The sequence below is a fragment of the Coprococcus phoceensis genome, from assembly GCF_900104635.1.
GTDB classification, from domain to species: domain Bacteria; phylum Bacillota; class Clostridia; order Lachnospirales; family Lachnospiraceae; genus Faecalimonas; species Faecalimonas phoceensis.
The window spans coordinates 261078-286398 of sequence record NZ_FNWC01000006.1; the positions used below are offsets into that span (position 1 = coordinate 261078).

Consider the following 25321-nt stretch of genomic DNA (forward strand, 5'->3'; position numbering starts at 1 on the left):
TGATAGTGCTTGAGGATAAAATATGAGAAAGGAAAGGCGAAAATTATGGGAAAGAAAATGATAAAGAGACTGATTGCCGGGATGCTGACAGCAGCCGTTGCGATACCGACTAATTTTATGCCGGTACAGGCGGCAAAACAAACCGCAGAGGACTATGTAATCTATCCAACTCCTCATAAGATGGAATATCAGGAGGGAGATTATATTCTTGGCAAGGAGATGAATGTCATCTATGACACCGGAATTGATGAGGCGACAAAAGACCGGCTGGAGGAGGCTGCGGCGCTCAAAGATATTAAGGTGAAGGAGTCAGATGAGCCGAAGAAAGGTGCGACGAATGTCTATGTCGGTGTGCACGGAGAAGACGGAAAAGCAGAAGACTATATTACAAAAGAGTATGCACCGGGAGATGCATTGTTTGAGAATACAGATTCGTATTTTTTGGCGAGTGATGAAAATGTAATCTCTGTACTTGGAAAAGACACAGATTCTGCATTTTACGGACTGACTACGCTGTATCATGTATTTGCACAGCTTGACAGTCTCACAATACGAAACTTTGAGATTGAGGATTATGCAGATGTTGTGAGCCGTGGATTTATCGAAGGATATTATGGAAATCCATGGTCTACAGAAGACCGTGTGAATCTGATGAAATGGGGCGGATATTATAAACTGAATGCATATTTTTATGCACCGAAAGATGATCCGAAGCACCGTACGCAGTGGGATGAACTTTATACAGAGGAAGAGTTAAAGACAAAGATCAGACCATTGGCAGAGGCGGGAAATGAGTCTAAATGCCGTTATGTATATGCGCTGCATCCATTCCCGGCCGGAAATCATCTTCGTTTTGACGAGCATTATGAGGAAGATTTAGCAAAACTGCAGGCAAAATTCAAACAGGTGATCGATCAGGGCGTACGTCAGATTGCCATTCTTGCAGATGACTTCTGGAATCCGGGTGGACAAAACGGATTACGTCTGTTGAACGATATGACAGAGTGGCTCAAAGAAGTGAAAAAAGAATATCCGGATATGAAGATGACAATTCCATATGTTCCATATGACTACATGGGCAACGGAAGCAGTCAGGAACTTCAGATTTTGAAACAGGCACCAGACAACGTACAGATTGTTATGACCGGCGGAAGAGTTTGGGGAGAAGTGACGGATAACTTTACTTCTACATTTACAAACAATGTAGGTCGTGGACCATTTATGTGGATCAACTGGCCTTGTACAGATAACTCAAAGAAACACCTGATCATGGGTGGATATGATACATTCCTTCATCCGGGAGTGGAACCATCTAAGATTCAGGGGATTATGTTGAATCCAATGCAGCAGTCAGAGCCAAGTAAAGTTGCGATTTTCGGAAATGCATCTTATGCATGGAATATCTGGGAGACAAAAGAAGAGGCAGAAGAGATCTGGAATGCATCCTTCTCTTTCGTGGATCACAATTCTGCGATTTCAAATGAAGCAAGCGATGCGCTTCGCGAGATGTCAAAGCATATGATCAATCAGGCAATGGATTCACGTGTCACAGCATTGCAGGAATCCGTAGTATTGAAAGAAGAGTTAAATGCATTTAAAGAAAAACTGGAAGCGGAGACACTTACAGCAGCTGATGTGGACGCAATGATTGAAGAATTTGAACTGCTCCAGGAAGCTGCCAAAACATATCGAGCCAGCGGAAATGAAGCAATCAAAGAACAGATTGTATACTGGCTGGACTGCTGGGACGACACAACAGAAGCGGCAATTGCATATTTAAACGGTGTAAAGAGTGATCTGGAGGGCGATGTGTCAGCTGTGATCAATTACAACACAGCCGGAAAGACAGCATTTGACCAATCAAAAACACATGACTTTTTATATGTAGATCATCAGGAATATGCAGAGGTTGGTGTACAACACATCGTTCCATTTATCAATACATTGGCGGAATATGTATCTGCAAAGGCGGAGACCGCAATCAACCCGGATAAAGTGATTCAGAAGTTTATCACAAGCAGAAAAGATACACCGGAAGGAGCGAAAGAGAATCTCTTTGACGGCGATGAATCCACAAAAGTGATTTACAAAAATCCGAACTCACTTTCAAAAGACGATTATATCGGTGTGGAATACAACAAAATGATTGATGTGGACAGCATTCGTTTTGTGCTTGGAACAGGAAAAGATCATTTTGAGCATGCAAAACTGCAGTACATGGAAGAAGATGGAACTTGGACAGACTTGACTTTGGAAGGAATGGATAATAACTTTACCGGAGAACAGGGAAAAGTTCAGGATATCAGTGTGGAGGAAGAAAATCTTCCGAAAGATCTGAAGGCGAAAGGAATCAGATTGATTGCGACAGAGGCGAACAAAAATGACTGCTGGCTTGAGATTCGTGAAATTCAGATCAACAATCAAAAAGAAGCTCCAGCAGAGACAGAGCGTTATACCGGAACCGTGACATTGAGTGGAATTTCTGTACAGAGTGGAACGACAACAGACAAGTTGTTTGATGGTGATCTTTCCACAGAAGCATGGCTTGCAAAAGGACCATATGAGAATCCGAACCGCGACACAATCGCAGAAGGTGCTTATATTCAGGTAACTTTGCCGGAGGCAAAACAGATTGGCAGTGTGAGAATGACACAGGGACAATCAGCGGCGAATGATGTGTTTAAGAAAGCAGAAGTACAGTACAGCGTAGACGGACAGAATAACTGGAAAAAAGCAGGAGATCTCACAAACGCAAAAGATCAGACGGTGAACTTTACAACAAGCGAGAAGATCAAAGCAATCCGAATCGTAAACAAAGAGCAGACAGCAGGGTGGGTGCGTGTTGGTGAATTAGATATCCGTGCGTCAAAGAATGCGACAACTCCAATTACATATAAAGTGATGAAAACAGACCGCTGGACGGTAGCTCAGAATACAAAAGAGACAAGTCTGTATGACGGAGATGACGATACATATGTATGGTATGATCCGGATGGAAGTGCGAACTCAACGAATGATGATGTGATGGTAGATGATTTCTTAGGATATGATCTTGGAACAGAGGCGGTATTAGACAAAGCGCACATCGTAGTCGGACACGACGGTGGAGACAAGATTGTAAAATATGCAGTTGAGACATCCGTAGACAACAAGACATGGACTCCGGTAAAAGGATATGAATCTCATACTGGTGCAGCGACAGGAAAAGATGTGCTGGATATTGATTTGAATGGAGTGACAGCGCGTTACATCCGTATCCGCAACTTAGAGCAAAAAGGTTCTTGGGCAAAATTCTCTGAATTCACTGTAGAGCAGAGAATTTCTCAGGCAGGAACAATAGAGAATATTTACACAAATGTAGAAAATCACGGAATGGTTGGACAGGTGGAAGAAGGAGTTTCTTCTTTGCAGCCGGGAACCATCAGCTTGGAAAAAGGTCAATATATTGGTGTTGACTTAAAGAACATCAAAGCAATTCAAAACATTGCGGTGAAAGCAGGGGACAATGCGAATGTGAAAGTGCAGAGCTCTATGAATGGAGTAATCTGGACAGATGTCAATACAAAAGCATTGGAAGATGCAAGATATGTGAGACTTTACAATGCGTCAGATGCGACAGCAAATGTTGCAATCGAAGAATTTGCAGTGACTTACGCATTCATCGGTGAAAAGGCAGTAGAGAGTGATTTCGCGCAGAATAGTTCCGCAGAGGATTTAAGAACAACCGGAAAAGTGAATAACTTATTTGACGGAAATCTTGCCACATCCGGAAAAATCACAGGAACACAGGATGCAGGTAAAAAGATTGTGTTTGATCTCGGACAGACAGTAGATTTCAAATCTTTCAGATACTATATGAAAGAGACGAGCGTGGATTTCTTAAGACATGCAAAATTTGAAGTGGCAGACAGTAAAGATGCCCCAGATAACGAGTGGACAAAGATTTTGGAAGTAGGAAATGCAAATGCGGTAAATCTGCCAAATACAGCGACTGCAAAAGACGCGGAATATCTGACACACGACTCTAAAAATCCGGGTAATATGTATGCGGAAGCAACAGGACTTAGCGCATCCGGACGTTATTTAAGAATCGTGCCATTGACAACATACACAGGAAGATGGGTTGAATTGTATGAGCTGCAGATCAATGGCGGCGCATATATGACGACAGAATCTAACCGTGATGTAGTGTCAGAGGTGACAGAGGAAGCAGGAAAGATTCCGTCTAATATGTTTGATGGAGACTTTACAACAACGTATAAGCCATCAGCAGAAAATGGTTCTTTCACATACCGTGTCAGCGAACCGAACCAGAGAACAATCCGTATAATCCAAAACGGAAAGGTTTCCAACGCAACTGTAAAGGCTGTGCTCTATAAGAATGGTGAGAAACAGGAAGCGGTTACAATTGGAAAATTGAATCAGACAATCAATGAATTTGCAGTGGCAAAAGACAGTCAGATTTTGGAAATCATTGTAACATGGGGAAAGGATATCCCAGAGCTTTCTATTATAAAGACAAATGAAAAAGAAAAAGCAGCAGTCAATAAAGATGCGCTTAATGAGGCGATCAAAAAACCAATCGCAGACAATTGGACTGCAGGCAGCAAACAGGCAGTTAAAGATGCAAAAGCGGTTGCAGAAGAAATTGCAGCAAATGAGTATGTGACACAGGAAGTAGTAGATATGGCAGAGAAAGCACTTCTTTCCGCACATAAAAATGCCGTTGTCAAAGGTGATGTGACTGCATTAGAGAATGCGCTGAAAAATCAGAAAGCAGGAAAAGAAAATGTGGGAACAGAAGAACAGCCTGTTTATGTAGAGATTTATTCAGCAAGAACCTATGCAGCCTATGAGACGGTGATTGCTCAAATTGAAGAGGTATTAAAAGACAAAGAAAATATCTCTGAGAAAGAGGTAGCAGATTTGCTTGCAAAACTCGAAGAGGCAGAAAACGCACTACAGTACTCACTTGTCCAGAGAGAACTTGCAGAATTGGAACTCCAGAATGCGCCGGTATATGACGAGGCGAACTACACAAAGGAATCTTACAAGTCATACACAACTGCAAAGACAGCATTGGATGCAATTGTGAAAGCCGATAAAGCAGAACGCAAGAATCCAAAAGAAATTTATGAGGCACGCAATGTATTTGAACAGGCAAAACAGGGGCTTGTAAACACAGAGGCGCTGAATGCAAAACTTGCAGAGATTGCGAAGAAAGATGAAACACTCTACACAGAAGACAGCTGGGCAGCACTTCAGGATGTTGTGAAGACGGCGCAAGGATATCTGAACAACGGAACGAAAGATCAGGTGGCAGATATCATTAAAGCGTTAGATAAAGCGGTGGAGAGTTTAGTGCTCGCAGAAGGCAGTGAGAGCGATGTCCAAAAAGTGATCGACGAGCTCAGGAAACTGAACAAAGATGATTATACAAGTGCAAGCTATGAGGTTCTTTCTCTGGCGATTGCAAAAGCTGAAAAAGATATGTCCAAAGGAGATGCAGAGCTTGACAAAGCCAATATCGCGGCGATGCGTGAAGCACAAAAAGCTCTTGTAAGTATTGTGGATCTGAAAGCTGCAATTGCAGAGTCAGAAAAATACAACGCAGAGAATTATACAGCAGACAGTTATAAAGTATTGCAGGATGCTGTTGCGGCAGCGGAAGCACTGAAAGCAGACGGGACAAAAGAATCTGTTGCGAAAGGAGCAGAAGCGATTCGTGCAGCAATAAAAGGTTTGGAAAAACTTGCTTCAGGAATGGATGAGTATCGAGATTCTATCATCCTGAAGACACCGGCAGAGGACTATACAGATGCGAGCTATGCAGCGTATAAAGCAGCATACGACACATTGATGGAGCTGGATGCTAAGACAACAACAGAGGAAGAGTTCCAAGACGCAAAATCAGCATTTGAAAATGCAGAGGCAAAACTGGTTGTGCAGCTTGCAGATTACACGAAAGTGAATGAAGCGAAAGCAAAGATTCCGGCAGACTTAAGTGTCTATACAGACGACAGTGTGAAAGCGTTGAAAGATGTACTTGCAGGCATAGATGAGAATCTGCCAAGATCAAAACAAAAAGAGATAGATGCCTATGCAGATGCAATTGAAGCAGCGATCGGTAACCTTGTTCTGAAACAACAAAACGGTGGCGGAACAGCAGGGACACCGGACAACGGAACATCCGGTACTCCAAATGGTGGTTCTTCGAACGGAGCGGCAGCAACAGGAGACAGTGTAAATGTTTCTGTTATGGCAGCGCTTTTACTTTCGCTTTTGGCAATTGTTGTCCTTATGAGACGGAAAATGTTCTTGAATCTTTCGGGAAAAGATGATACATTATAGAAAGACAAAGTTCAGAAGAAAAGAGAGAGAACATGACACGTTATATTTGGAGTGGGTATAAAAATTTCAAATTGACAGATAGTAGGAAAAGCAGGTGAATACCTGCTTTTCTTTTTCTCTTTAACAAATTAAATGGATAAAAGGACAAGGGGGATTCAGATGAAAGCAGAGTGGAAAAATGAGTTGAAGAACGTTTTTGACTGGAAAAAACTATTTTGGGTAATATTTGGAAATACGGCGTATTGTTTTGGAATTGTTGCGTTTGTACTGCCGATGGGACTGATTACCGGAGGGACGACCGGACTTGGTTTGATCGCAAACCATTTTGCGGGAATTCCGGTGGAGGTCTTTGCGGCAGTGTTTAATGTTGTGATGTTTTTACTGGCAATATGGCTGCTCGGTATTTCGTTTGCACTGACAACGCTGATCAGTACGTTCTATTTTCCGTTTATACTGGGAGTGCTTCAAAGAGTAGATGCGCTTCAGGGGCTGACGACAGATCCGCTGCTCAGTACGATATTTGCGGGGCTTTTGATTGGAGTAGGAATCGGAGTTGTCATCAAAGCGGGAGCTTCCACGGGTGGTGTCGATATTCCGCCATTGATCTTAAATAAGAAATTGGGGATTCCGGTCTCTGTGGGACTGTATGCGTTTGACTTTATGATCTTGATCGGGCAGATGGTATTTCGTGATCGAGAGAAGATTTTATATGGAATTCTTCTTGTGATGATTTACACAACGGTTATGGATAAAGTGCTTGTAAATGGAAAGAGCCAGATGCAGGTGAAGATTATCAGCGATCATTATGAAGAGATCAATACAGCGATTCAGCAAAAGCTTGACCGTGGCTCTACATTCCTCAAAACAGAATCCGGATATTTGCGGAAAGAATCTATGGCACTATTGACGGTAGTGTCCAACCGTGAGATGCCAAAATTCAATCAACTTGTGTTGGAAATTGACCCGAAAGCCTTCATGATCATCAATCAGGTAAATGAAGTGATGGGCAGGGGATTTACACTTCATAAACATAATATTTAAAAAATTGAAAAAATTTGAAAAAAAGTGTTGACTTTTTAGCTGACCTTTGATAATATATCACTTGTGTTAAGGAACAGCTAAAAAGGATACAGAAGCCCAGATAGCTCAGTCGGTAGAGCAGAGGACTGAAAATCCTCGTGTCGCTGGTTCGATTCCGGCTCTGGGCATACTTTTAAAAGTTGCTTAAGCTTAATAATATAATACGTAACATGCGGGTGTAGTTCAATGGTAGAACACTAGCCTTCCAAGCTAGATACGTGGGTTCGATTCCCATCACCCGCTTTTTTGCTATCCATTTATATGGAAAATGAGACGAATTGCAGTGAGTTTTGTGAAGTCAAAGGAACTCGAAGGAGTGCATATGAAAATTTTTTTGCCTGAGAAAGTAAATTTTATTATCAACAAATTGAAGGAGAACGGCTACGAGGCGTATGCGGTTGGTGGCTGCGTGAGAGATTCTGTTTTGGGACGAGTGCCTGATGACTGGGATATTACGACGTCGGCGACTCCGAATGAGACAAAAGCACTGTTTAGGAGAACATTTGATACAGGGATTGAGCACGGGACAATTACGGTGCTGGTCGACAAAGAGGCGTTCGAGGTGACAACATACCGTGTGGATGGGGAATATGAGGACAGCAGACATCCGAGGGAGGTTGTGTTTACACGAAGTCTGAAAGAAGACCTTTTAAGAAGAGACTTTACGATCAATGCGATGGCATATAATGAAGAGGAAGGTCTGGTGGATATTTTCGGCGGAATCGAAGATCTGCAGCGAAAGATGATCCGTTGTGTGGGCAATGCGAGGGAGCGTTTTGGGGAAGATGCGCTTCGGATTTTGCGCGCAGTGCGATTTGCGGCACAGCTTGGATTTCGGATTGAAGACGAGACGATGGAAGGGATTCGAAAGCTTGCGCCGACACTTGCAAATATCAGTGCAGAGCGGATTCAGGTGGAACTGGTCAAGATGCTCGTATCGCCGAATCCGGGTTTGCTGGCGCTTTCATATGAACTTGGAATTACAAAAGTGGTTCTTCCGGAATTTGATGAGATGATGCGGACAGGTCAGGAGACGCCGCATCATATGTATTCAGTAGGAATGCACACGTTGAAGGCGGTCGAACAGGTCAGAGCTGATAAGGTCTTGAGACTTACGATGCTGCTCCATGATGTTGCAAAACCTCAGATGAAGACGGTGGATGCAGACGGTGTTGCACATTTTAAGATGCATGATGTAAAAGGAGCGGAAGTTGCAAAAAGAATTTTGAAGAGACTGAAGTTTGATAATGATACACTTGGAAAAGTGACAAAACTTGTGCAGTATCATGATTATCGCATGCCAGCACAGCCGAAGAACGTCAGAAGAGCCATGAATAAGATCGGTGAAGAATTGTTTCCGTATTATTTGGAGATCAGAAAAGCGGATACAATGGCGCAGAGTGAATATATGCGGGAGGAGAAGCTTTCAAATATTGCCGGAATCGAGCGGTGCTACAAAGAGATTCTGAAGAAAAAAGAGTGTGTTTCTCTGAAGATGTTAGCAGTTTCGGGGAGCGATCTGATCGCGGACGGTATGCAGCCTGGAAAACAGATTGGCGCCGTCTTGCAGGCGTTGTTGGAGCTTGTGATTGAGCAGCCGGAATACAATACAAAGGAGATTTTATTGGAGCAAAGCAGGAAACTGCGCAAGGAAACTCTTTTGTAGAAATACACATACTTACAAGATGTCCGTCATACATTTAGAGAGAATAGGAAATAATGAATGTAGGGGGCAGCGATGAAAGAGAACGAAGTAAGTGTGTTGGATCAATATGATATAGATATAAAAAGCACCCGCAGAATCAGGGGTGCTATTTTATGTGCTACAAATCAGGGGCTCTTTGTACTCAGGGAGCTTATGATTTCAGAAAAGAGAATTCCAATGCTGCACAAATTATATGTGCACATGATGGAAAATGGATGTGACAGGGTAGATGCGGTCATAGAAAATAAAGAGCATGAATTATTCAGCACATCAGAAGATGGGATTAAGTATGTGGTCAAACGTTGGTATGACGGAAAAGAATGCGATATCCGAAAAGAACAGGAAATTGTGGGGGCGACAAAAAATCTTGCAAAACTGCATAAAGTCTTGCGAGGACCCATTGATTTTGGAGAGGAATCAGAGACCTTTGTTATGGAAGGCGAGGATTTGCGAAAGGAGTACTGCCGGCATAACCGTGAGATGAAAAAGGTACGGGCGTTTATCCGCGGGAAAGTAGGAAAAGGTGAGTTTGAGCTGATGTTTTTGAAATATTTTGATGCGATGTATGACTGGGCGCAGAGTGCGAGCGCCCGATTGGAACAATCGGAATATGAGTTGTTGATGCAGCAAAGCAGAGAGAAAACAACGATTACGCATGGTGAATACAATTATCACAATGTTCTGATGATGCAGGATGGAATTGCAACAACAAATTTCGAGCATTTTCACCAAGATGTTCAGTTGGCGGATCTGTACTATTTCCTTAGGAAGACGATGGAAAAGAATCATTGGAATGTGATGCTTGGTGACAAGATGCTTGAGGCTTACAGTGAAATTTTGCCGCTTGGGGAGCGGGAGATGGAATATCTTGCAATCAGCCTGTCTTATCCAGAAAAGTTTTGGAAGGCGGCAAACTCTTATTATCGGTCCAGCAAAGCGTGGATTCCGATGAAGAGTGTTGAGAAATTGGAGGTTGCAATTCATCAGACGGAAGAAAAGAAACATTTTTTAGAGGCGATATTTTCTTTTCATTTGTAAAATGCTGGTGTATAATAGTAGGGAAAATGCAAAGGAGGAACAAATGGTATGAATTATCAGGAACAGTATCAAGAATGGCTCACAAATCCATATTTTGATGAAGAGACAAAACAGGAATTAAAAGCAATTGCAGATAATGAAAATGAGATAAAAGAAAGATTTTATAAAGACTTAGAATTTGGAACAGCGGGGCTGCGCGGTGTGATCGGTGCAGGAACAAACCGTTTGAATATCTATACAGTGAGAAAAGCAACACAGGGACTTGCGAATTATATTTTGCAAAAAGGACTTCAGGAAAAAGGTGTGGCAATCGCATATGACTCAAGAAGGATGTCGCCGGAGTTTGCGGATGAGGCGGCTTTGTGTCTGAATGCAAATGGAATCAAAGCGTATGTATTTGAATCACTCCGTCCTACACCGGAACTTTCCTATGCCGTAAGAAAGTTGAATTGTGTTGCGGGAATCAATATCACGGCAAGTCACAACCCGCCGGAATATAACGGATATAAAGTGTATTGGGAAGACGGAGCTCAGATCACTCCTCCTCATGATAAAGGAATCATGGATGAAGTGAAAAAAGTGACTGATTTCAATACCGTGAAGACGATGACGCTGGAGGCGGCTAAGGCGGCAGGACTTTATGTGGTGATCGGCAGTGAGATTGACGATGCTTATATGGAAGAATTGAAAAAGCAGGTAATCCATTGGGATGCGATCAAAGAGATGGGGAAAGAATTAAAGATTGTTTACAGTCCTCTTCATGGAACAGGAAATATTCCGGCAAGACGTATTTTGAAAGAGCTTGGATTTGAAAATGTATATGTTGTAAAAGAGCAGGAATTACCGGATGGAGAATTTCCGACAGTCTCTTACCCGAACCCGGAGGCTGAGGAAGCATTTGAGTTGGGATTAAAACTGGCAAAAGAAGTAGATGCGGATCTTGTTCTGGCGACAGACCCGGATGCAGACCGTCTCGGTGTATATGTGAAAGACAGTAAATCCGGAGAATATAAAGTTCTGACAGGGAATATGTCAGGATGTCTGCTTGCGGACTATGAAATTGGACAACGAAAAGCGACTGTAGGATTGCCGGAAGACGGTTATCTGATCAAGACAATCGTGACATCGAATATGGCAGATGCGATTGCAAAAGGATATGGTACAGGATTGATCGAAGTTCTGACAGGATTTAAGTTTATCGGACAGCAGATTCTCGGTTTTGAGCAGAGTAAAAAAGGCACATATTTATTCGGATTTGAGGAAAGCTATGGTTGTCTGATCGGAACTCATGCAAGAGATAAAGATGCAATTGTTGCGACGATGGCACTGTGTGAGGCGGCTGCATACTATAAGACAAAAGGTATGACACTTTGGGATGCCATGGTTGATATGTATGAGAGATTTGGATATTATAAGGATGATATTCAGGCGATTACATTAAAAGGAATTGAAGGGTTGGCAAAGATTCAGGAAATCCTTGAGACGCTGCGCAAAGAGCCGCCGGTAAAAATCGGTGCTTACGAAGTGCTGAAAGCAAGAGATTATCAGGCTGATACAATCAAGGATCTCGCTACAGGCGAGGTGACAGGAACGGGACTTCCGAACTCTAATGTCTTATATTACGACCTGACAGATGACGCATGGCTGTGTGTACGTCCATCCGGAACAGAGCCGAAAGTAAAATTCTATTATGGTGTAAAAGGTACTTCTTTAGAGGATGCGGATGCCAAATCAGAAGCGCTGGGAAAAGAAGTTCTTGCGATGATTGATAAAATGCTGTAAAAGGGTGTCAAAAGTGCCCCAAAACCCCGAAAAAACAAGGAAAAGTGGGCAAATACACTTGACAAAAGACGGGTGAAACGGTATAACAGTATTTAAAGGCATATTCATACAGAAAAAGCGTGTGAGACATGCGAAAAAACCGATAGAATTTATTGATGAATACATTCTATGTTTGAAATAAGAGGAGGAACATAATCCATGAACAAAACAGAATTTATCTCAGCAATCGCTGAGAAAGCAGAGTTATCAAAGAAAGATGCAGAAAAAGCTTTAAAAGCTTTCACAGACGTAGTGGAAGAAGAACTGAAGAAAGGTGAAAAGATCCAGTTAGTTGGATTTGGAACATTCGAAGTAAGTGAAAGAGCAGCAAGAGAAGGAAGAAATCCTCAGACTGGTGAGACAATGAAGATTGAAGCTTGCAAAGCTCCAAAATTCAAAGCTGGAAAAGCATTAAAAGACGCTGTAAATGCATAATAAATGTTCATGATAAAAAGAATGTGCTTGGCACATTCTTTTTTTCTATAAACAGTTTAGTCATGTGCAAAGTTATAAAAAAAGAAAAATAAAGGTGGAGGAGAAAAGATGAGACTGGATAAATTTTTAAAAGTATCAAGATTGATTAAAAGAAGAACAGTGGCAAATGAGGCGTGTGATGCGGGGAGAGTGCTTGTGAATGGAAATGTTGCCAAAGCATCCGTGAAAGTAAAGCCGGGAGATGTTATTGAGATTCAATTCGGAACGAAGAATGTAAAAGTAGAAGTGCTGGATATTCAGGACACAACAAAAAAAGAAGAAGCAAAAGATTTGTTTAAATATTTATAAAACAGTCATAATACAGCAAGACCTTTCATATAATTAGGATATATCAAAATTGATATTACTTCCGGTAAAAATACCGGCGGCAGTTTGAAATAAGGAGAAAGGTTGTGGAATCTTGGAAGAAAAACAGGTACAAAAACCACATAAGCTGGTAGTGAACAATAGAAAGACAAGTATGGTTACAGGTGTGCTTGATGTACTGTCGTTTGATTTGAATGAGATATTGCTGGAGACGGAACAGGGTATGCTCATGGTCAAGGGGAAGGATCTGCATGTAAATCGTCTGAGTGTAGAAAAAGGGGAAGTGGATTTATCCGGACATATCGACAGCATTGCGTACTCGGATGTCCATCAAAATGCCGGTCAAAGCGAGAATTTCTTTATGAAATTATTTAAGTAGGTGAGTTATGCTTGGAATCGGTGATGAAATATCCATTTTTTTGCAGGCGTTATTGGCGGGCAATATTGTACTTTTGGTTTATACGTGCATTAGAGTTTTTAGAAGACTTATAAAACACGATCTGTTTTTCGTTTCTTTAGAAGATTTTTTCTTTTGGGTATGGGCAGGTTTGTATCTGTTTGTCAAGATCTATGACACTAGTGATGGTAGTATACGTTGGTTCTTTACCATAGGTGTTGTGGTTGGGGGAGTTTGTTCATTTTTTGTGCTGCATTTTTTGTCTGAGATGGGGAAAAAACTGTTTGCCAGGATTCGTGAAAAAGACGAAAAATCTATTGATAAATCAAAGGAAAAAAGGTAATATAACTATATTGGGACAAAAAATAGATTTATAAGGGTGTATCAATGATGAGAAGTGTAAAGCAGCGGAACCGTGATAAACGTCAGCGGACAAGAATGCGCCGTCACAAAGCGAGTATTCTTTCGATATGTGGTGTGATTTTATTATTGACAATCATATTGTCGGTGGGAAGTATGTCACTTCAGGCAAAGAACAAGCGTTATAAGCAGCAGGAAGCGGAACTTACGGCACAGTTGAAAGAAGAAAAAGAGCGTACAGAAGAGATTAAAGAATTTGAAGAGTATGCAGGAACAGATGCGTACATAGAAGATGTTGCAAAAGATAAGCTGGGGCTCATCCACAAGAATGAGATATTGTTTGAGCCGGAACCATAATGGAAAAATTTCATAATACCATACAAAAGATAGAATGTGTTTGAGCACATTCTTTTTGTTTAGACGGAATTTCTGGAAAAGGGGTTATTCATGATGGAGGAGTTAAAAATAGGACGAGCTGTGCAGGCGAACCCATATGTGATACAGATGGATCGGTTTGTGCAGTCTTTGGAAAAATTGACCAAGGTATTTTTGCAGCTGGAGAGAAAACATGATTTATTTACAAAAGCGGAAATGGAAGAAATGTACGAAAAAGTAAATGAGAAAGTGTGCGGCAATTGTGCGAATAAAGAAGTGTGTCTTGGACAAGAGGCGTTTCTGACCTACCAGATGGTACATGAGATTTTTTGTACCATAGAAGAATATGGTGTGGAACTGAACACTGAGGTGAAACGTAAGATACAGAAAAGATGTGTGCAGGCGCCGCGCTTTTTGCGGACGGCGCTTGAGGTGTTTAAAGGCGCGAGACAGAATCTGATGTGGAATAATAAAATGGCACAGAACAGGGAAGGATGTGCGGTGCAGCTTGACACATTTGCCCAGATGATTCAGCATGCCACAAGAGAACTGGACGCCAGTATTTTTGCGGACGAGCATTTGGAAAAGAAAATACGGGGGAGATTTTCCAAAATTGGGGTACGGCTTTTAAGTACGGTATTTTTTGTGACAGAAGATGGGAAATATGAGGTTCATGTTACGGCAAAATCTATCAAAGGGCAGTGTGTATCCACGAAAGAGCTTGTGCAGATCATATCGGAGTGTGTCGGAAGAAAGATGGTGGCGGACCGCGATGAAAGGCCGGTGCTTGGAGAAGAGTATTGTACAGTCACCTGTGTGGAAGGGCCACGTTTTCATACGCTTCAGGGAATTGCGAAAATCGGAAAGGGATGCCGTAAGATATCGGGGGACAGCTTTTCGATGATGGAGATGCCGGGCGGCAGGAAGGGCATCATACTCTCCGACGGAATGGGGGCAGGGGAAGCAGCATTTAAGGAAAGCGCCATGGTGGTGGAAATGTTAGAGGAACTTCTGGCAGCTGGATTCCCGAAAGAGACAGCAATTCAGATGTTGAATACAGCGCTGGTGATGGGGCGCGAAGAGGTGCGGTTTTCTACAATTGATATGAGTGTATTTGACCTGTATAGTGGGAAATGTGAGTTTGTGAAGGCGGGGGCATCCACTACGTTTGTAAAATATGAGGATAAGGTAGAGACAATCAAATCAACCAGTCTTCCGATAGGAGTTTTGCCTAAATTGGAGGTGGATTGTGTTGTGCGAAGCTTGTGCGATGGGAATTTTGTTGTGATGGTGACAGATGGGGTGCTTGATGCGCTTCCGGTTGGAGAGCAGGAGCTGATCATGAAAATGATCATCGAGGGGACAAGCATAACCAACCCAAAAGAGATGGCGCATCACATTTTAGAGCAGGTTTTGGAATGTTCCGGGGAGATCCCTTTGGATGATATGACGATTATGGTCGTGGGCATGTGGAGTCTTGCAAAATAAAAAGGAATAAGATAAAATTAGTGCGGGTGAATAATTACAAAGGAAAATGTGGATAATGTTAGAAAAAATAAGAAGGTATGTGGAAAAATGGCATATGATCGAGAATGGCGATAAGATAATTGTAGGCGTATCAGGAGGTGCAGATTCTATATGCCTTCTTTTTGTATTGATACAGCTGCAAAAAGAGATTCCGTTTGAGTTGGTCTGTGTTCATGTGAACCATGGATTGAGAGGGATAGATGCGGATGCGGACGAAATGTATGTAAAAAAAATGTGCGAGAAGCATTGTGTCCCATGTGAAATTTATCGGGAAGATGTTGCATTAATTGCAAAAAAAAGGAAACAATCTTTGGAGGAGGCGGGGCGTGAAGTGCGCCGGGAAGCCTTTGTGAAAACCTTGAAGCGATATGGAGGAACTAAAATTGCGCTTGCGCATCATCAAAATGACAATGCAGAGACATTTCTGATGAATGTGGCTCGCGGAGCAGGTCTGAAAGGGCTTGGCGGCATACGTCCGGTAAATGGGAATGTGATTCGTCCGCTTCTTGCAGTGGAGCGTGGTGAGGTTGAGAAATATCTGGAAGAAGAGGGGATTGCCTTTTGTGTAGATGAGACCAATAAAAGTGATGCGTACATGAGAAACCGTATCCGGAATCACATTTTGCCGTATTTTGAGGAGCAGGTGAATAAAAGGACAGTTACTCACATTAATGAGACAATGGAGCGGCTGAGGGAGATTGAAGGATTTTTGGAAGAGCAGACTGAGATTTCGTGGAGGCAGTGTACTAGAACCGAAGAAACAGGAACTGTTATCCTGCAGGCTGAATTTCAACAGATTCCGCATGTGATACAGTCATTTGTTTTGAAAAAGGTACTTTGGGAAGTCTGCAGGCGAGAGAAAGATATTGAAGCTGTTCATCTGCAGATGCTTCAGGAGTTGTTTGAAAAGCAAGTCGGAAGAAGGGTGGATTTGCCGTATGATATGGAAGCCTGGCGGACGTATGACGGTGTTGTGTGCAGGAAAAAAACAGAGCCTGGACCGCAAAAAGCAGAAGAAAAAATATTGGACTGTGAAGGGCAGGAAACACATTTGTGTGAATGGTGTGGCTGGCAGATCAAAAGCCGCGTATTCGTGGCAGACCAAGTGCCACAGGAGGCTTCTGAAAAAGTTTACACGAAATGGTTTGATTATGATATAATAAGGGACGCGGTGAGTATTAGAACAAGAAAGCCCGGAGATTACTTGGCGATTCATAGCGATGGCAAGACGCAGAAACTGAAGTCTTATTTTATCAATGAGAAGATTTCGGCGGAGGAAAGAGGAAAGATTCCCTTGATCGCAGAAGGCAGTCATATATTGTGGGTTGTCGGTTATCGTACGAGCAGCGCTTACCGGGTAACTAAGAATACAAAAACAATATTAGAAATACAAATAAACGAAGGAGAAGAATCATGGCAGAGACAATTAAAGTATTAGTATCAGAAGAAGAGGTAGATGCAAGAATTGAGGCGCTTGGAAAGCAGATCAGTGAGGATTATGCGGGAAAACAGGTACACCTTATCTGTGTGCTGAAAGGTGGCGTATTTTTTATGTGTGAACTTGCAAAAAGAATTACAGTTCCGGTATCCATGGATTTTATGAGTGTGAGCAGTTATGGGGACGGAACGACATCCAGCGGCGTTGTAAAGATTGCCAAAGACTTAGATGAGACATTGGAAGGAAAAGACGTAATTGTTGTGGAAGATATTATTGATTCCGGAAGAACGCTGTCTTACCTGCTTGAAATTTTGGCAAAGAGAGGACCAAAGAGTATGAGACTTTGCACACTGCTTGACAAGCCGGAGAGACGTGTGCGCGATGTAAAAGTAGATTATGTAGGGTTCAATATTCCGGATGAATTCGTTGTGGGATACGGACTTGACTATGCACAAAAATATAGAAATCTGCCATACATCGGTGTTGTAGAAGGTGTGGAGTAGGAAGGAGCTAAGAATTGAATAGTAAGAAAAGCAGAGGAATGGGAGGTGCTTCAATCTTTATGGTTGTGGCGCTTGCCTTATTAGTGTACTGGTTTATTGGCCAGATGAACATGAAGCAGCGTGAATATACGTATCAGGAATTTACGCAGGCAGTTCAGGACGGAGAGGTGGATTCAGTCATCATCCGGCAGAATAAAGAGGTGCCGACTGGACGGCTTGAGATTCAGATGAAGGATCAGAGCGAAGATGTAAAATACCTGAATGTTTCTGATGTAAATGAGATACAGGAGTTGTTGAGTAAAGCAGATGTAAAGTGCACACTTGATGATGTGCCGAAAGAGTCATGGTTTATGACCACGATGTTTCCGACGCTTTTGATGGTCGGGGTTGTGATTTTCTTGTTTATGATGATGAACAGACAGGGCGGCGGTGCCAATGTAAAAGCGATGAACTTTGGAAAGAGCCGTGCGCGTATGACAAGTGGTTCGGATAAGCAGGTGAAATTTGCACAGGTTGCAGGGCTTCAAGAGGAAAAAGAAGAATTGGAAGAGATCGTAGATTTCTTGAAAAGTCCGAAGAAATACATTCAGGTGGGAGCCAGAATCCCGAAGGGTGTTCTTTTGGTGGGACCTCCGGGAACAGGAAAGACATTACTTGCCAAAGCCGTGGCAGGAGAAGCGGGTGTTCCGTTCTTCACGATTTCCGGTTCTGATTTTGTAGAGATGTTTGTCGGTGTGGGAGCTTCTCGTGTGCGTGATTTGTTTGAGGATGCGAAGAAACATGCGCCATGTATTATTTTCATTGATGAGATTGATGCGGTTGCAAGACGTCGCGGTACCGGAATGGGCGGCGGACATGACGAACGAGAGCAGACATTGAATCAGCTTCTTGTTGAGATGGATGGTTTTGGTGTAAATGAAGGAATTATCGTAATGTCAGCGACGAACCGTGTGGATATTTTGGATCCGGCAATTTTAAGACCGGGGCGTTTTGACCGAAAAGTGATGGTCGGAAGACCGGACGTGAAAGGAAGAAAAGAGATTTTGGAAGTTCACGCGAAAGGGAAACCGCTCGGTGATGATGTGGATTTGGCGCAGATTGCACAGACAACTTCTGGATTTACGGGGGCAGATCTTGAGAATCTGTTAAATGAGGCTGCGATTTTGGCGGCGAAAGAGAATCGGGTATACATTCAACAGTCTGATATCCGCCATGCGTTTGTGAAGGTTGGAATCGGAGCAGAAAAGAAAAGTAAAGTGGTATCTGAAAAAGAAAAGAAAATTACGGCTTACCATGAAGCGGGGCATGCGATTTTATTTCATGTGCTTCCGGATGTGGGACCTGTCTACAGCGTGTCTATCATTCCTACCGGAGTGGGTGCTGCCGGATATACGATGCCGCTTCCGGAAAATGATGAGATGTTCAATACACGTGGAAAGATGTTACAGGAGATTACGGTAGCGCTTGGCGGACGTATTGCAGAGGAACTTGTGTTTGACGATATTACAACAGGGGCTTCACAGGATATCAAGCAGGCTACAGCGCTTGCAAAATCTATGGTCATGAAGTTTGGTATGTCTGAAGAACTTGGACTTGTCAACTATGACAGCGACAGTGAAGAAGTGTTTGTGGGAAGGGATTTCGGCCACGCTTCAAGAGGATATGGAGAGGAAGTCGCAGGAAAGATTGACCGTGAAGTGAAGAAGATTATAGACGAATGCTATGCGAATGCGAAAGAGATCATTCAAAAATATAATCATGTATTAGAGTCCTGTGCAGACTTGCTTCTTGAAAAAGAGAAGATCACGAGAGAAGAATTTAGTGCATTGTTTGATGAAGAAATAGCTGAGTCTTAGGAAAGAGGATAAGAAATATGAATGAGCAGGCACTGTTTTGTGACGGGACGGGGGCGTATGTCATTCCCCCGCAGCCCGATGCAAATGAGGCAATCACGCTGCGTTTTCGTACTGCGAAAGATGATGTAGATGCCGTTCGCCTTTTGACCAGAGACGCGAAATATGATTTGCAAAAAGTATATACAAAGGGTGAATTTGACTTTTATGAAGTGAACTGGAGAATGGGAGAGGATACATTCCGATATTGCTTTGAGATACAAAAAGGAGAGGAGATCTGTTATTACAACAGATACGGTGTCACAAACGAGATAATCGGATATTACGCATTTTCCATCGCTCCGGGGTTTGCAACGCCGGACTGGGCAAAAGGCGCAGTAATGTATCAGATTTTTGTGGATCGTTTTTATAATGGAGATACAAATAATGATGTAGAGTCCGGTGAGTATATGTATATTGGAGAGCCGTGTACAAAGGTGGATGACTGGGATAAATATCCGGCGCTGATGGGAGTGCGGGAATTTTATGGCGGTGATCTTAAGGGGGTACTGGAAAAGCTGGACTATCTGCAAGAGCTGGGGATCGAAGTAATTTATTTCAATCCCCTGTTTGTTTCTCCGTCGAATCACAAATATGACATTCAGGATTATGATTATATCGATCCGCATTTTGGTGTGATCGTGAATGACGGTGGTGATGTGCTGACAGAAGATCAGAGAGAAAACCGCTATGCTGAAAAATATAAATGCCGGGTGACGGATAAAGAGAATTTAGAAGCGAGTAATCGCCTGTTTATCCGTCTGGTGGAGGAGATGCATCGCCGCGGAATGAAGGTGATTTTGGACGGTGTGTTCAACCACTGTGGCTCTTTTAATAAGTGGCTCGACCGTGAGCGGATTTATGAAGGAGCAGATGGCTATGAGCCAGGAGCATATATATCTGAGGAAAGTCCATATCGGAAGTTCTTCCAGTTCTTTGGAGAAGAATGGCCTTACAATGGAAATTATGATGGCTGGTGGGGGCACGATACACTGCCGAAATTGAACTATGAGGAATCTGTTAAACTGGAAAATTATATTCTTTCCATTGGGAAAAAATGGGTGTCGCCTCCATATAATATTGATGGCTGGAGACTTGATGTTGCAGCAGATTTGGGACATAGCAATGAATACAATCATGAATTTTGGAAAAAGTTCAGAGAGACCGTAAAATCGGCAAATCCAGATGCCATTATTTTGGCGGAGCATTATGGTGATCCGAGTGAATGGCTTCAGGGAGATGAGTGGGATACTGTGATGAACTATGATGCGTTTATGGAGCCGGTCACATGGTTCCTGACGGGAATGGAAAAACACAGTGATGAAGATCGAGTGGAACTTCGCGGCAATGCCGATTATTTCATTCAGGCGATGAAATATCATATGGCAAACATGCTCACCCCATCTTTGTATGTGGCGATGAACGAATTGTCTAACCACGATCATTCACGTTTCCTGACGCGTACCAATCATATGGTTGGAAGAGTTGATAAGCTGGGACATGAGTCGGCAAGCGAATATACAAATGAGGCGGTTATGCGTGAGGCAGTCATTATGCAGATGACATGGGTCGGCGCTCCGACGGTTTACTACGGAGATGAGGCAGGTGTGTGTGGTTTTACCGATCCGGATAATCGGAGAACCTATCCGTGGGGGCATGAAAATCATAAACTGATCGCATTTCACAAAGATATTATACGGATTCACAAAGAGAGTGAAGCGCTTCGTTATGGTTCGCTGGAGATTCTGCTCGGAGAAGAAAATCTTTTGGCGTATGGGCGTTTTACAGAAACAGAAAAGGTAATCATCATTATCCACAACCGGAGTGAATTAAGTGAAGTGACCGTGCCGGTATGGAGAGCGGAAGTTCCGATGAAATGTAAAATGCAGAGTAATATATATAGCTATGAACATGGATATAAGATGGACAGTGAGCAGTACCTTGTGGAAGATGGAGAAGTCGTTCTGAACATGGGGAAATATTCTGCGGTAGTTATGACTTATAAATCTTAAAAAAGTATTGCGTTTCTAAAAAAAATATGATATAAATATATATTGTCAGGCTTAATAAAGACTGACATATATGGATGGATTCCCGAGTGGCCAAAGGGGGCAGACTGTAAATCTGTTGGCACCGCCTTCGAAGGTTCGAATCCTTCTCCATCCATACTTTTCTTTTGCCGCAGTGGCGGAACAGGCAGACGCACAGGACTTAAAATCCTGCGGGACTTATACTCCCGTACCGGTTCGATTCCGGTCTGCGGCATTGAAGGAATGAGAGTGAAGGTCTTAAAAGAATAAGGTTTTCGCTCTTTTTTTGGCTTTAGAATGTTTTAGAGAATGAAGATAAGGAGAGTGCAAGATGAAAGATACGAAAATTACAGACTCTATTTTATATGTTGGTGTAGACGATAAAGACTTGGATTTGTTTGAAAGTCAGTATGTAGTTCCGAATGGAGTTTCTTATAATTCATATGTGATTTTAGACGAAAAGGTTACTTTGATGGATACAGTGGATCAAAGAGCTACAAAAGAGTGGTTGGAAAATCTTGACGCTGTACTGGAAGGAAGAACGATTGATTATCTTGTGGTTTCCCATATGGAACCGGATCATGCAGCGAATGCAAAAACATTGATCGACAAATTTCCGAATATGAAGATTGTAGGAAATGCAAAGACTTTCGCTATGATGTCTCAGTTCTTTGATGTGGATCTCACGGGCAGATCTGTTGTTGTAAAAGAAGGAGATACACTGAATCTCGGAGCTCATACATTGCAGTTCATTATGGCACCGATGGTGCACTGGCCGGAAGTCATGGTGACATATGAACAGTCAGAAAAGATCTTGTTTTCAGCGGACGGATTTGGAAAATTCGGAGCGCTTGATGTGGAAGAGTCATGGGCGTGTGAAGCAAGAAGATATTATTTTAATATCGTAGGAAAATACGGCGCGCAGGTGCAGGCGTTGTTGAAAAAAGCGGCAACATTGGACATCAAGATGATCTGCCCGCTTCATGGACCGATTTTAAAAGAAAATCTTGCATTTTATATTGATAAATATAATACATGGAGCAGTTATGAACCGGAAGACGAAGGCGTGTTTGTGGCATATGCATCTATTCACGGGAATACAGCAGAAGCGGCAAAAGAGTTCGTTGAGATGTTAAGGAAAAATGGCGCAGAAAAAGTAGTGATTGCAGACCTTTCCAGAGAAGACATGGCGGAGGCTGTGGAAGATGCATTCCGTTATTCGAAACTGGTTGTTGCGGCAGCTTCTTATGACGCGGGAGTATTCCCATGTATGGAAGATTTCTTACATCATTTGAAAGCGAAAAATTACCAAAAACGTACAGTGGGAATTATTGAAAACGGAAGTTGGGCACCTTCGGCTGCGAAACAGATGAAAGCGATTCTGGAAGGAATGAAAAACATTACAATCTGTGAGCCGGTAGTGACGATTAAATCCACACTCAATGAGACAAGCAGAAAAGCGATGGAAGAATTGGCAAAAGAATTAGCGTAATAGTAAATGCGGTACTTATCATAAGTGCCGCACTTTTATTGATAATCTTCTTCCTATATGAGTATAGACATTATTTTAATGAAAACTGTGAATACAAATATACAACTTCTTTATCAGGCAATTTTCAGATTATGTCTGATACCGGATAAGTAAAAATTAGAAGAATTTCTTAAAGAGGCTGAGAAGATTGAGTTTAGTAAATACACAGACGCAACAATATCTGTTTTTGAAGATGAAAATGCAACTTAAAAAAATAAAATTAAAACTGGTGTTCACGGCTTTATTTTGTTAATATTGTCTTATAGAGTTCCTCTGTATTATGGAGGAGTTATATGGGAAGAAAAAAACAGTTAAAGGAACTCACGATCAAAGACAATTTCATGTTTGGCGCAGTAATGATGGATGAGGAAAACTGCAAGGGACTTTTGGAAAGAGTGTTGCAGATTAAAATCGATTATGTGGAGATCAGCAAGGAAAAGAGCATTGTCTATCATCCGGAATACAAAGGTGTACGTCTCGATGTGTATGCTAAAGATGAAAATCACACACGTTATAATGTAGAGATGCAGGTACAGAAAAAGTCGGCACTTGGAAAGAGGAGTCGTTATTACCAAAGCCAGATGGATATGGAGATGCTGCTAACGGGTGAGGATTATGCGGGACTTCCGAATACGTATGTCATTTTTATTTGTGACTTTGATCCGATTGGAGAAGGCAAGTATCGTTACACTTTTCGAACAAAATGCGAAGAGTTGTTAGGAATGAATTTGGAGGATGGGAGAACAACTGTCTTCTTGAATACGCATGGAAAGAATGAAAGTGAGGTCCCGAAAGAGCTGGTAACACTTCTGAAATATATAAGAGAAGATATTGATGGAAGTGAGAGAGAATTTCACGATTCATACGTGGAGAGACTTCAGAAATTTATTCATGAGATTAAGTCGAATCGAGAGATGGAGGAACGCTTTATGATTTTTGAAGAGATGTTGAAAGATGAACGCGCGGAAGGTCGAGAAGAAGGTCTTGCGTTGGGACTTGAAAATGCAAAAAGTACATTACTTTTATGCTTGCAAAGTTTTGGAACAGTTTCAGAAACAATCTGTGATCAAATCCAAAGTCAGCAGGAGTTGGAAGTGCTGAAGCAGTGGACAAAGATAGCATTCCAATCGAAATCGCTGGAAGAGTTTGAAAAGAAGATTTCATTATAAAGTCTATTTCCGGTTATTCCGGATCTGATTACCTGCAGTTTTAGCTATTCTGGTTGAGGCTGTGGGTGAAAAAGAAACAAGTCGATGCCGTTTCAGGAAAATATTCAGAGAAAAAGCAGAGGAATTCTATAAAAAATAAAAAAAACACTTGAAATTGTAAAAAAAATATTATATAATATTCCTTGCGTTAAAGAAAAAATAAATTCAATAATGTGAAATGCGCCTTTAGCTCAGTTGGTAGAGCACCTGACTCTTAATCAGGGTGTCCAGGGTTCGAACCCCTGAAGGCGCAGGTAGAAATCACTGTTTTTGGAGACAAAGAAGCTCCGGGGGCGGTGATTTTTTTGTATAAGAACATTAAATATTTATAAAATACTCCAAAAGAAAATCAGAGTATGATATAATGAGCGAGATATGCAAATGTCAATGATACTTTTGAAAATGATTTGATTGGAAAGAGGGAAAAATCTTGTTTGGATATGTGACAGCGTATAAGCCGGAACTGAAGATGAAAGATTTTTACAAATATAAGGCGTATTATTGTGGACTGTGTAAAGTCTTAAGAGAAAAGCATGGATTTTTAGGACAGTTGACGTTGACTTATGATATGACATTTCTTGTGATTCTGTTACATTCTCTTTATGAGAGTGACATGAATTTTGAAGAGCACCGATGTGTGGTGCATCCGGCGAAAAAGCAGAAGATGTTATATAATGAGATTACCGAATACGCGGCAGATATGAATATTGTGCTGACCTATTTTCATTTTGTGGATGATTGGAAAGATGAGAAGAGCAAGGCGGGACTTGTTGGAGTTCGGGCATTCCGAAAGACATATCTTGAGATTGAAAAAAAATATCCAAAGAAATGCCGGATAATTCGAAGCTGTCTAAAAAAACTGCAGGCATGTGAGGAGCAGAAAGAAGAGAATATTGATATTACGGCAAGATATTTTGGGGAGTTGATGGCAGAACTATTGACTTACAGGCAGGATGTGTGGACGAAAACTCTGCGTAGGATGGGATTTTATCTTGGAAAGTTTATCTATATTTTAGATGCGTATGACGATGTTGAACAAGATTTAGAAAGCGGCAGTTATAATGCGTTGATTTCGCTGTACGGGGAACCGGACTTTGATGAGCGATGTAAAGAGATGATGACCTATGTGTTGGCAGAATGTACCAGTCAGTTTGAACGTCTGCCATGTATTGAAGATGCGGACATACTGAGGAATATTTTGTATGTAGGCGTGTGGGAAAAGTATGATAAAAAGCAGTTGGAAAAAAATAAAGAAGAGGAATAG

18 protein-coding genes and 5 tRNA genes are annotated in these 25321 nt (G+C 42.0%); all 23 read left to right on the forward strand.

Features of this window, described 5'->3' with window-relative positions:
• Positions 1-45: 45 nt before the first annotated feature.
• Positions 46-6351: a glycoside hydrolase family 84 protein gene (locus BQ5364_RS02130; protein WP_071143553.1), complete on the forward strand. Its 6306-nt coding sequence runs from the start codon at positions 46-48 to the stop codon at positions 6349-6351.
• Between the two features lie 159 nt (positions 6352-6510).
• Positions 6511-7392 carry a YitT family protein gene (locus tag BQ5364_RS02135; protein ID WP_044987313.1) on the forward strand — a complete coding sequence of 294 codons (882 nt, stop codon included), beginning with the start codon at positions 6511-6513 and terminating at the stop codon, positions 7390-7392.
• 94 nt (positions 7393-7486) lie between these two features.
• Positions 7487-7559, forward strand: a tRNA-Phe gene (locus BQ5364_RS02140).
• 44 nt (positions 7560-7603) lie between these two features.
• A tRNA-Gly gene (locus BQ5364_RS02145) sits at positions 7604-7674 on the forward strand.
• A 79-nt stretch (positions 7675-7753) separates the two neighbouring features.
• A complete protein-coding gene (locus BQ5364_RS02150; protein WP_044987437.1) occupies positions 7754-9097 on the forward strand; it encodes a CCA tRNA nucleotidyltransferase in 1344 nt (447 codons plus the stop codon).
• Between the two features lie 72 nt (positions 9098-9169).
• The gene (locus tag BQ5364_RS02155) at positions 9170-10174 is read left to right on the forward strand and encodes a CotS family spore coat protein (RefSeq protein WP_004613034.1); all 1005 of its coding nucleotides are present in this window, start codon (positions 9170-9172) and stop codon (positions 10172-10174) included.
• Positions 10175-10222: 48 nt separating this feature from the next.
• Positions 10223-11956 carry a phospho-sugar mutase gene (locus BQ5364_RS02160; RefSeq protein WP_004613033.1) on the forward strand — a complete coding sequence of 578 codons (1734 nt, stop codon included), beginning with the start codon at positions 10223-10225 and terminating at the stop codon, positions 11954-11956.
• Between the two features lie 198 nt (positions 11957-12154).
• Positions 12155-12430 (forward strand): non-specific DNA-binding protein Hbs, encoded by a 276-nt coding sequence (locus BQ5364_RS02165; protein WP_004613032.1) that lies wholly within the window; start codon positions 12155-12157, stop codon positions 12428-12430.
• 108 nt (positions 12431-12538) lie between these two features.
• Positions 12539-12778 carry an RNA-binding S4 domain-containing protein gene (locus BQ5364_RS02170; protein ID WP_004613031.1) on the forward strand — a complete coding sequence of 80 codons (240 nt, stop codon included), beginning with the start codon at positions 12539-12541 and terminating at the stop codon, positions 12776-12778.
• A gap of 112 nt (positions 12779-12890) precedes the next feature.
• Positions 12891-13175 carry a sporulation protein YabP gene (yabP, locus tag BQ5364_RS02175; protein WP_004613029.1) on the forward strand — a complete coding sequence of 95 codons (285 nt, stop codon included), beginning with the start codon at positions 12891-12893 and terminating at the stop codon, positions 13173-13175.
• A 7-nt stretch (positions 13176-13182) separates the two neighbouring features.
• A complete protein-coding gene (gene yabQ / locus BQ5364_RS02180) occupies positions 13183-13536 on the forward strand; it encodes a spore cortex biosynthesis protein YabQ (protein ID WP_004613028.1) in 354 nt (117 codons plus the stop codon).
• Between the two features lie 44 nt (positions 13537-13580).
• Positions 13581-13910: an FtsB family cell division protein gene (locus tag BQ5364_RS02185; RefSeq protein ID WP_022250690.1), complete on the forward strand. Its 330-nt coding sequence runs from the start codon at positions 13581-13583 to the stop codon at positions 13908-13910.
• A 93-nt stretch (positions 13911-14003) separates the two neighbouring features.
• Positions 14004-15416: a SpoIIE family protein phosphatase gene (locus BQ5364_RS02190; protein ID WP_044987435.1), complete on the forward strand. Its 1413-nt coding sequence runs from the start codon at positions 14004-14006 to the stop codon at positions 15414-15416.
• A gap of 55 nt (positions 15417-15471) precedes the next feature.
• A complete protein-coding gene (gene tilS / locus BQ5364_RS02195; protein WP_022250691.1) occupies positions 15472-16893 on the forward strand; it encodes a tRNA lysidine(34) synthetase TilS in 1422 nt (473 codons plus the stop codon).
• On the forward strand, positions 16869-17396 hold the full coding sequence (hpt, locus tag BQ5364_RS02200; protein ID WP_004613024.1) for a hypoxanthine phosphoribosyltransferase: 528 nt from the start codon (positions 16869-16871) through the stop codon (positions 17394-17396). Before tilS ends, hpt begins: the two co-directional genes overlap by 25 nt.
• Before the next feature lie 38 nt (positions 17397-17434).
• The gene (gene ftsH / locus BQ5364_RS02205; protein WP_207646106.1) at positions 17435-19252 is read left to right on the forward strand and encodes an ATP-dependent zinc metalloprotease FtsH; all 1818 of its coding nucleotides are present in this window, start codon (positions 17435-17437) and stop codon (positions 19250-19252) included.
• Between the two features lie 17 nt (positions 19253-19269).
• Positions 19270-21300 carry a glycoside hydrolase family 13 protein gene (locus BQ5364_RS02210; protein WP_022250693.1) on the forward strand — a complete coding sequence of 677 codons (2031 nt, stop codon included), beginning with the start codon at positions 19270-19272 and terminating at the stop codon, positions 21298-21300.
• A gap of 72 nt (positions 21301-21372) precedes the next feature.
• A tRNA-Tyr gene (locus tag BQ5364_RS02215) sits at positions 21373-21454 on the forward strand.
• Between the two features lie 12 nt (positions 21455-21466).
• Positions 21467-21553: transfer RNA gene (locus tag BQ5364_RS02220), tRNA-Leu, on the forward strand.
• A 96-nt stretch (positions 21554-21649) separates the two neighbouring features.
• Positions 21650-22810 carry an FprA family A-type flavoprotein gene (locus tag BQ5364_RS02225; RefSeq protein ID WP_004613021.1) on the forward strand — a complete coding sequence of 387 codons (1161 nt, stop codon included), beginning with the start codon at positions 21650-21652 and terminating at the stop codon, positions 22808-22810.
• A gap of 332 nt (positions 22811-23142) precedes the next feature.
• Positions 23143-24018, forward strand: coding sequence for an Rpn family recombination-promoting nuclease/putative transposase (locus tag BQ5364_RS02230; protein WP_004613020.1), 876 nt, complete (start codon positions 23143-23145; stop codon positions 24016-24018).
• A gap of 219 nt (positions 24019-24237) precedes the next feature.
• Positions 24238-24310, forward strand: a tRNA-Lys gene (locus BQ5364_RS02235).
• 177 nt (positions 24311-24487) lie between these two features.
• Positions 24488-25321 (forward strand): DUF5685 family protein, encoded by an 834-nt coding sequence (locus BQ5364_RS02240; protein WP_022250694.1) that lies wholly within the window; start codon positions 24488-24490, stop codon positions 25319-25321.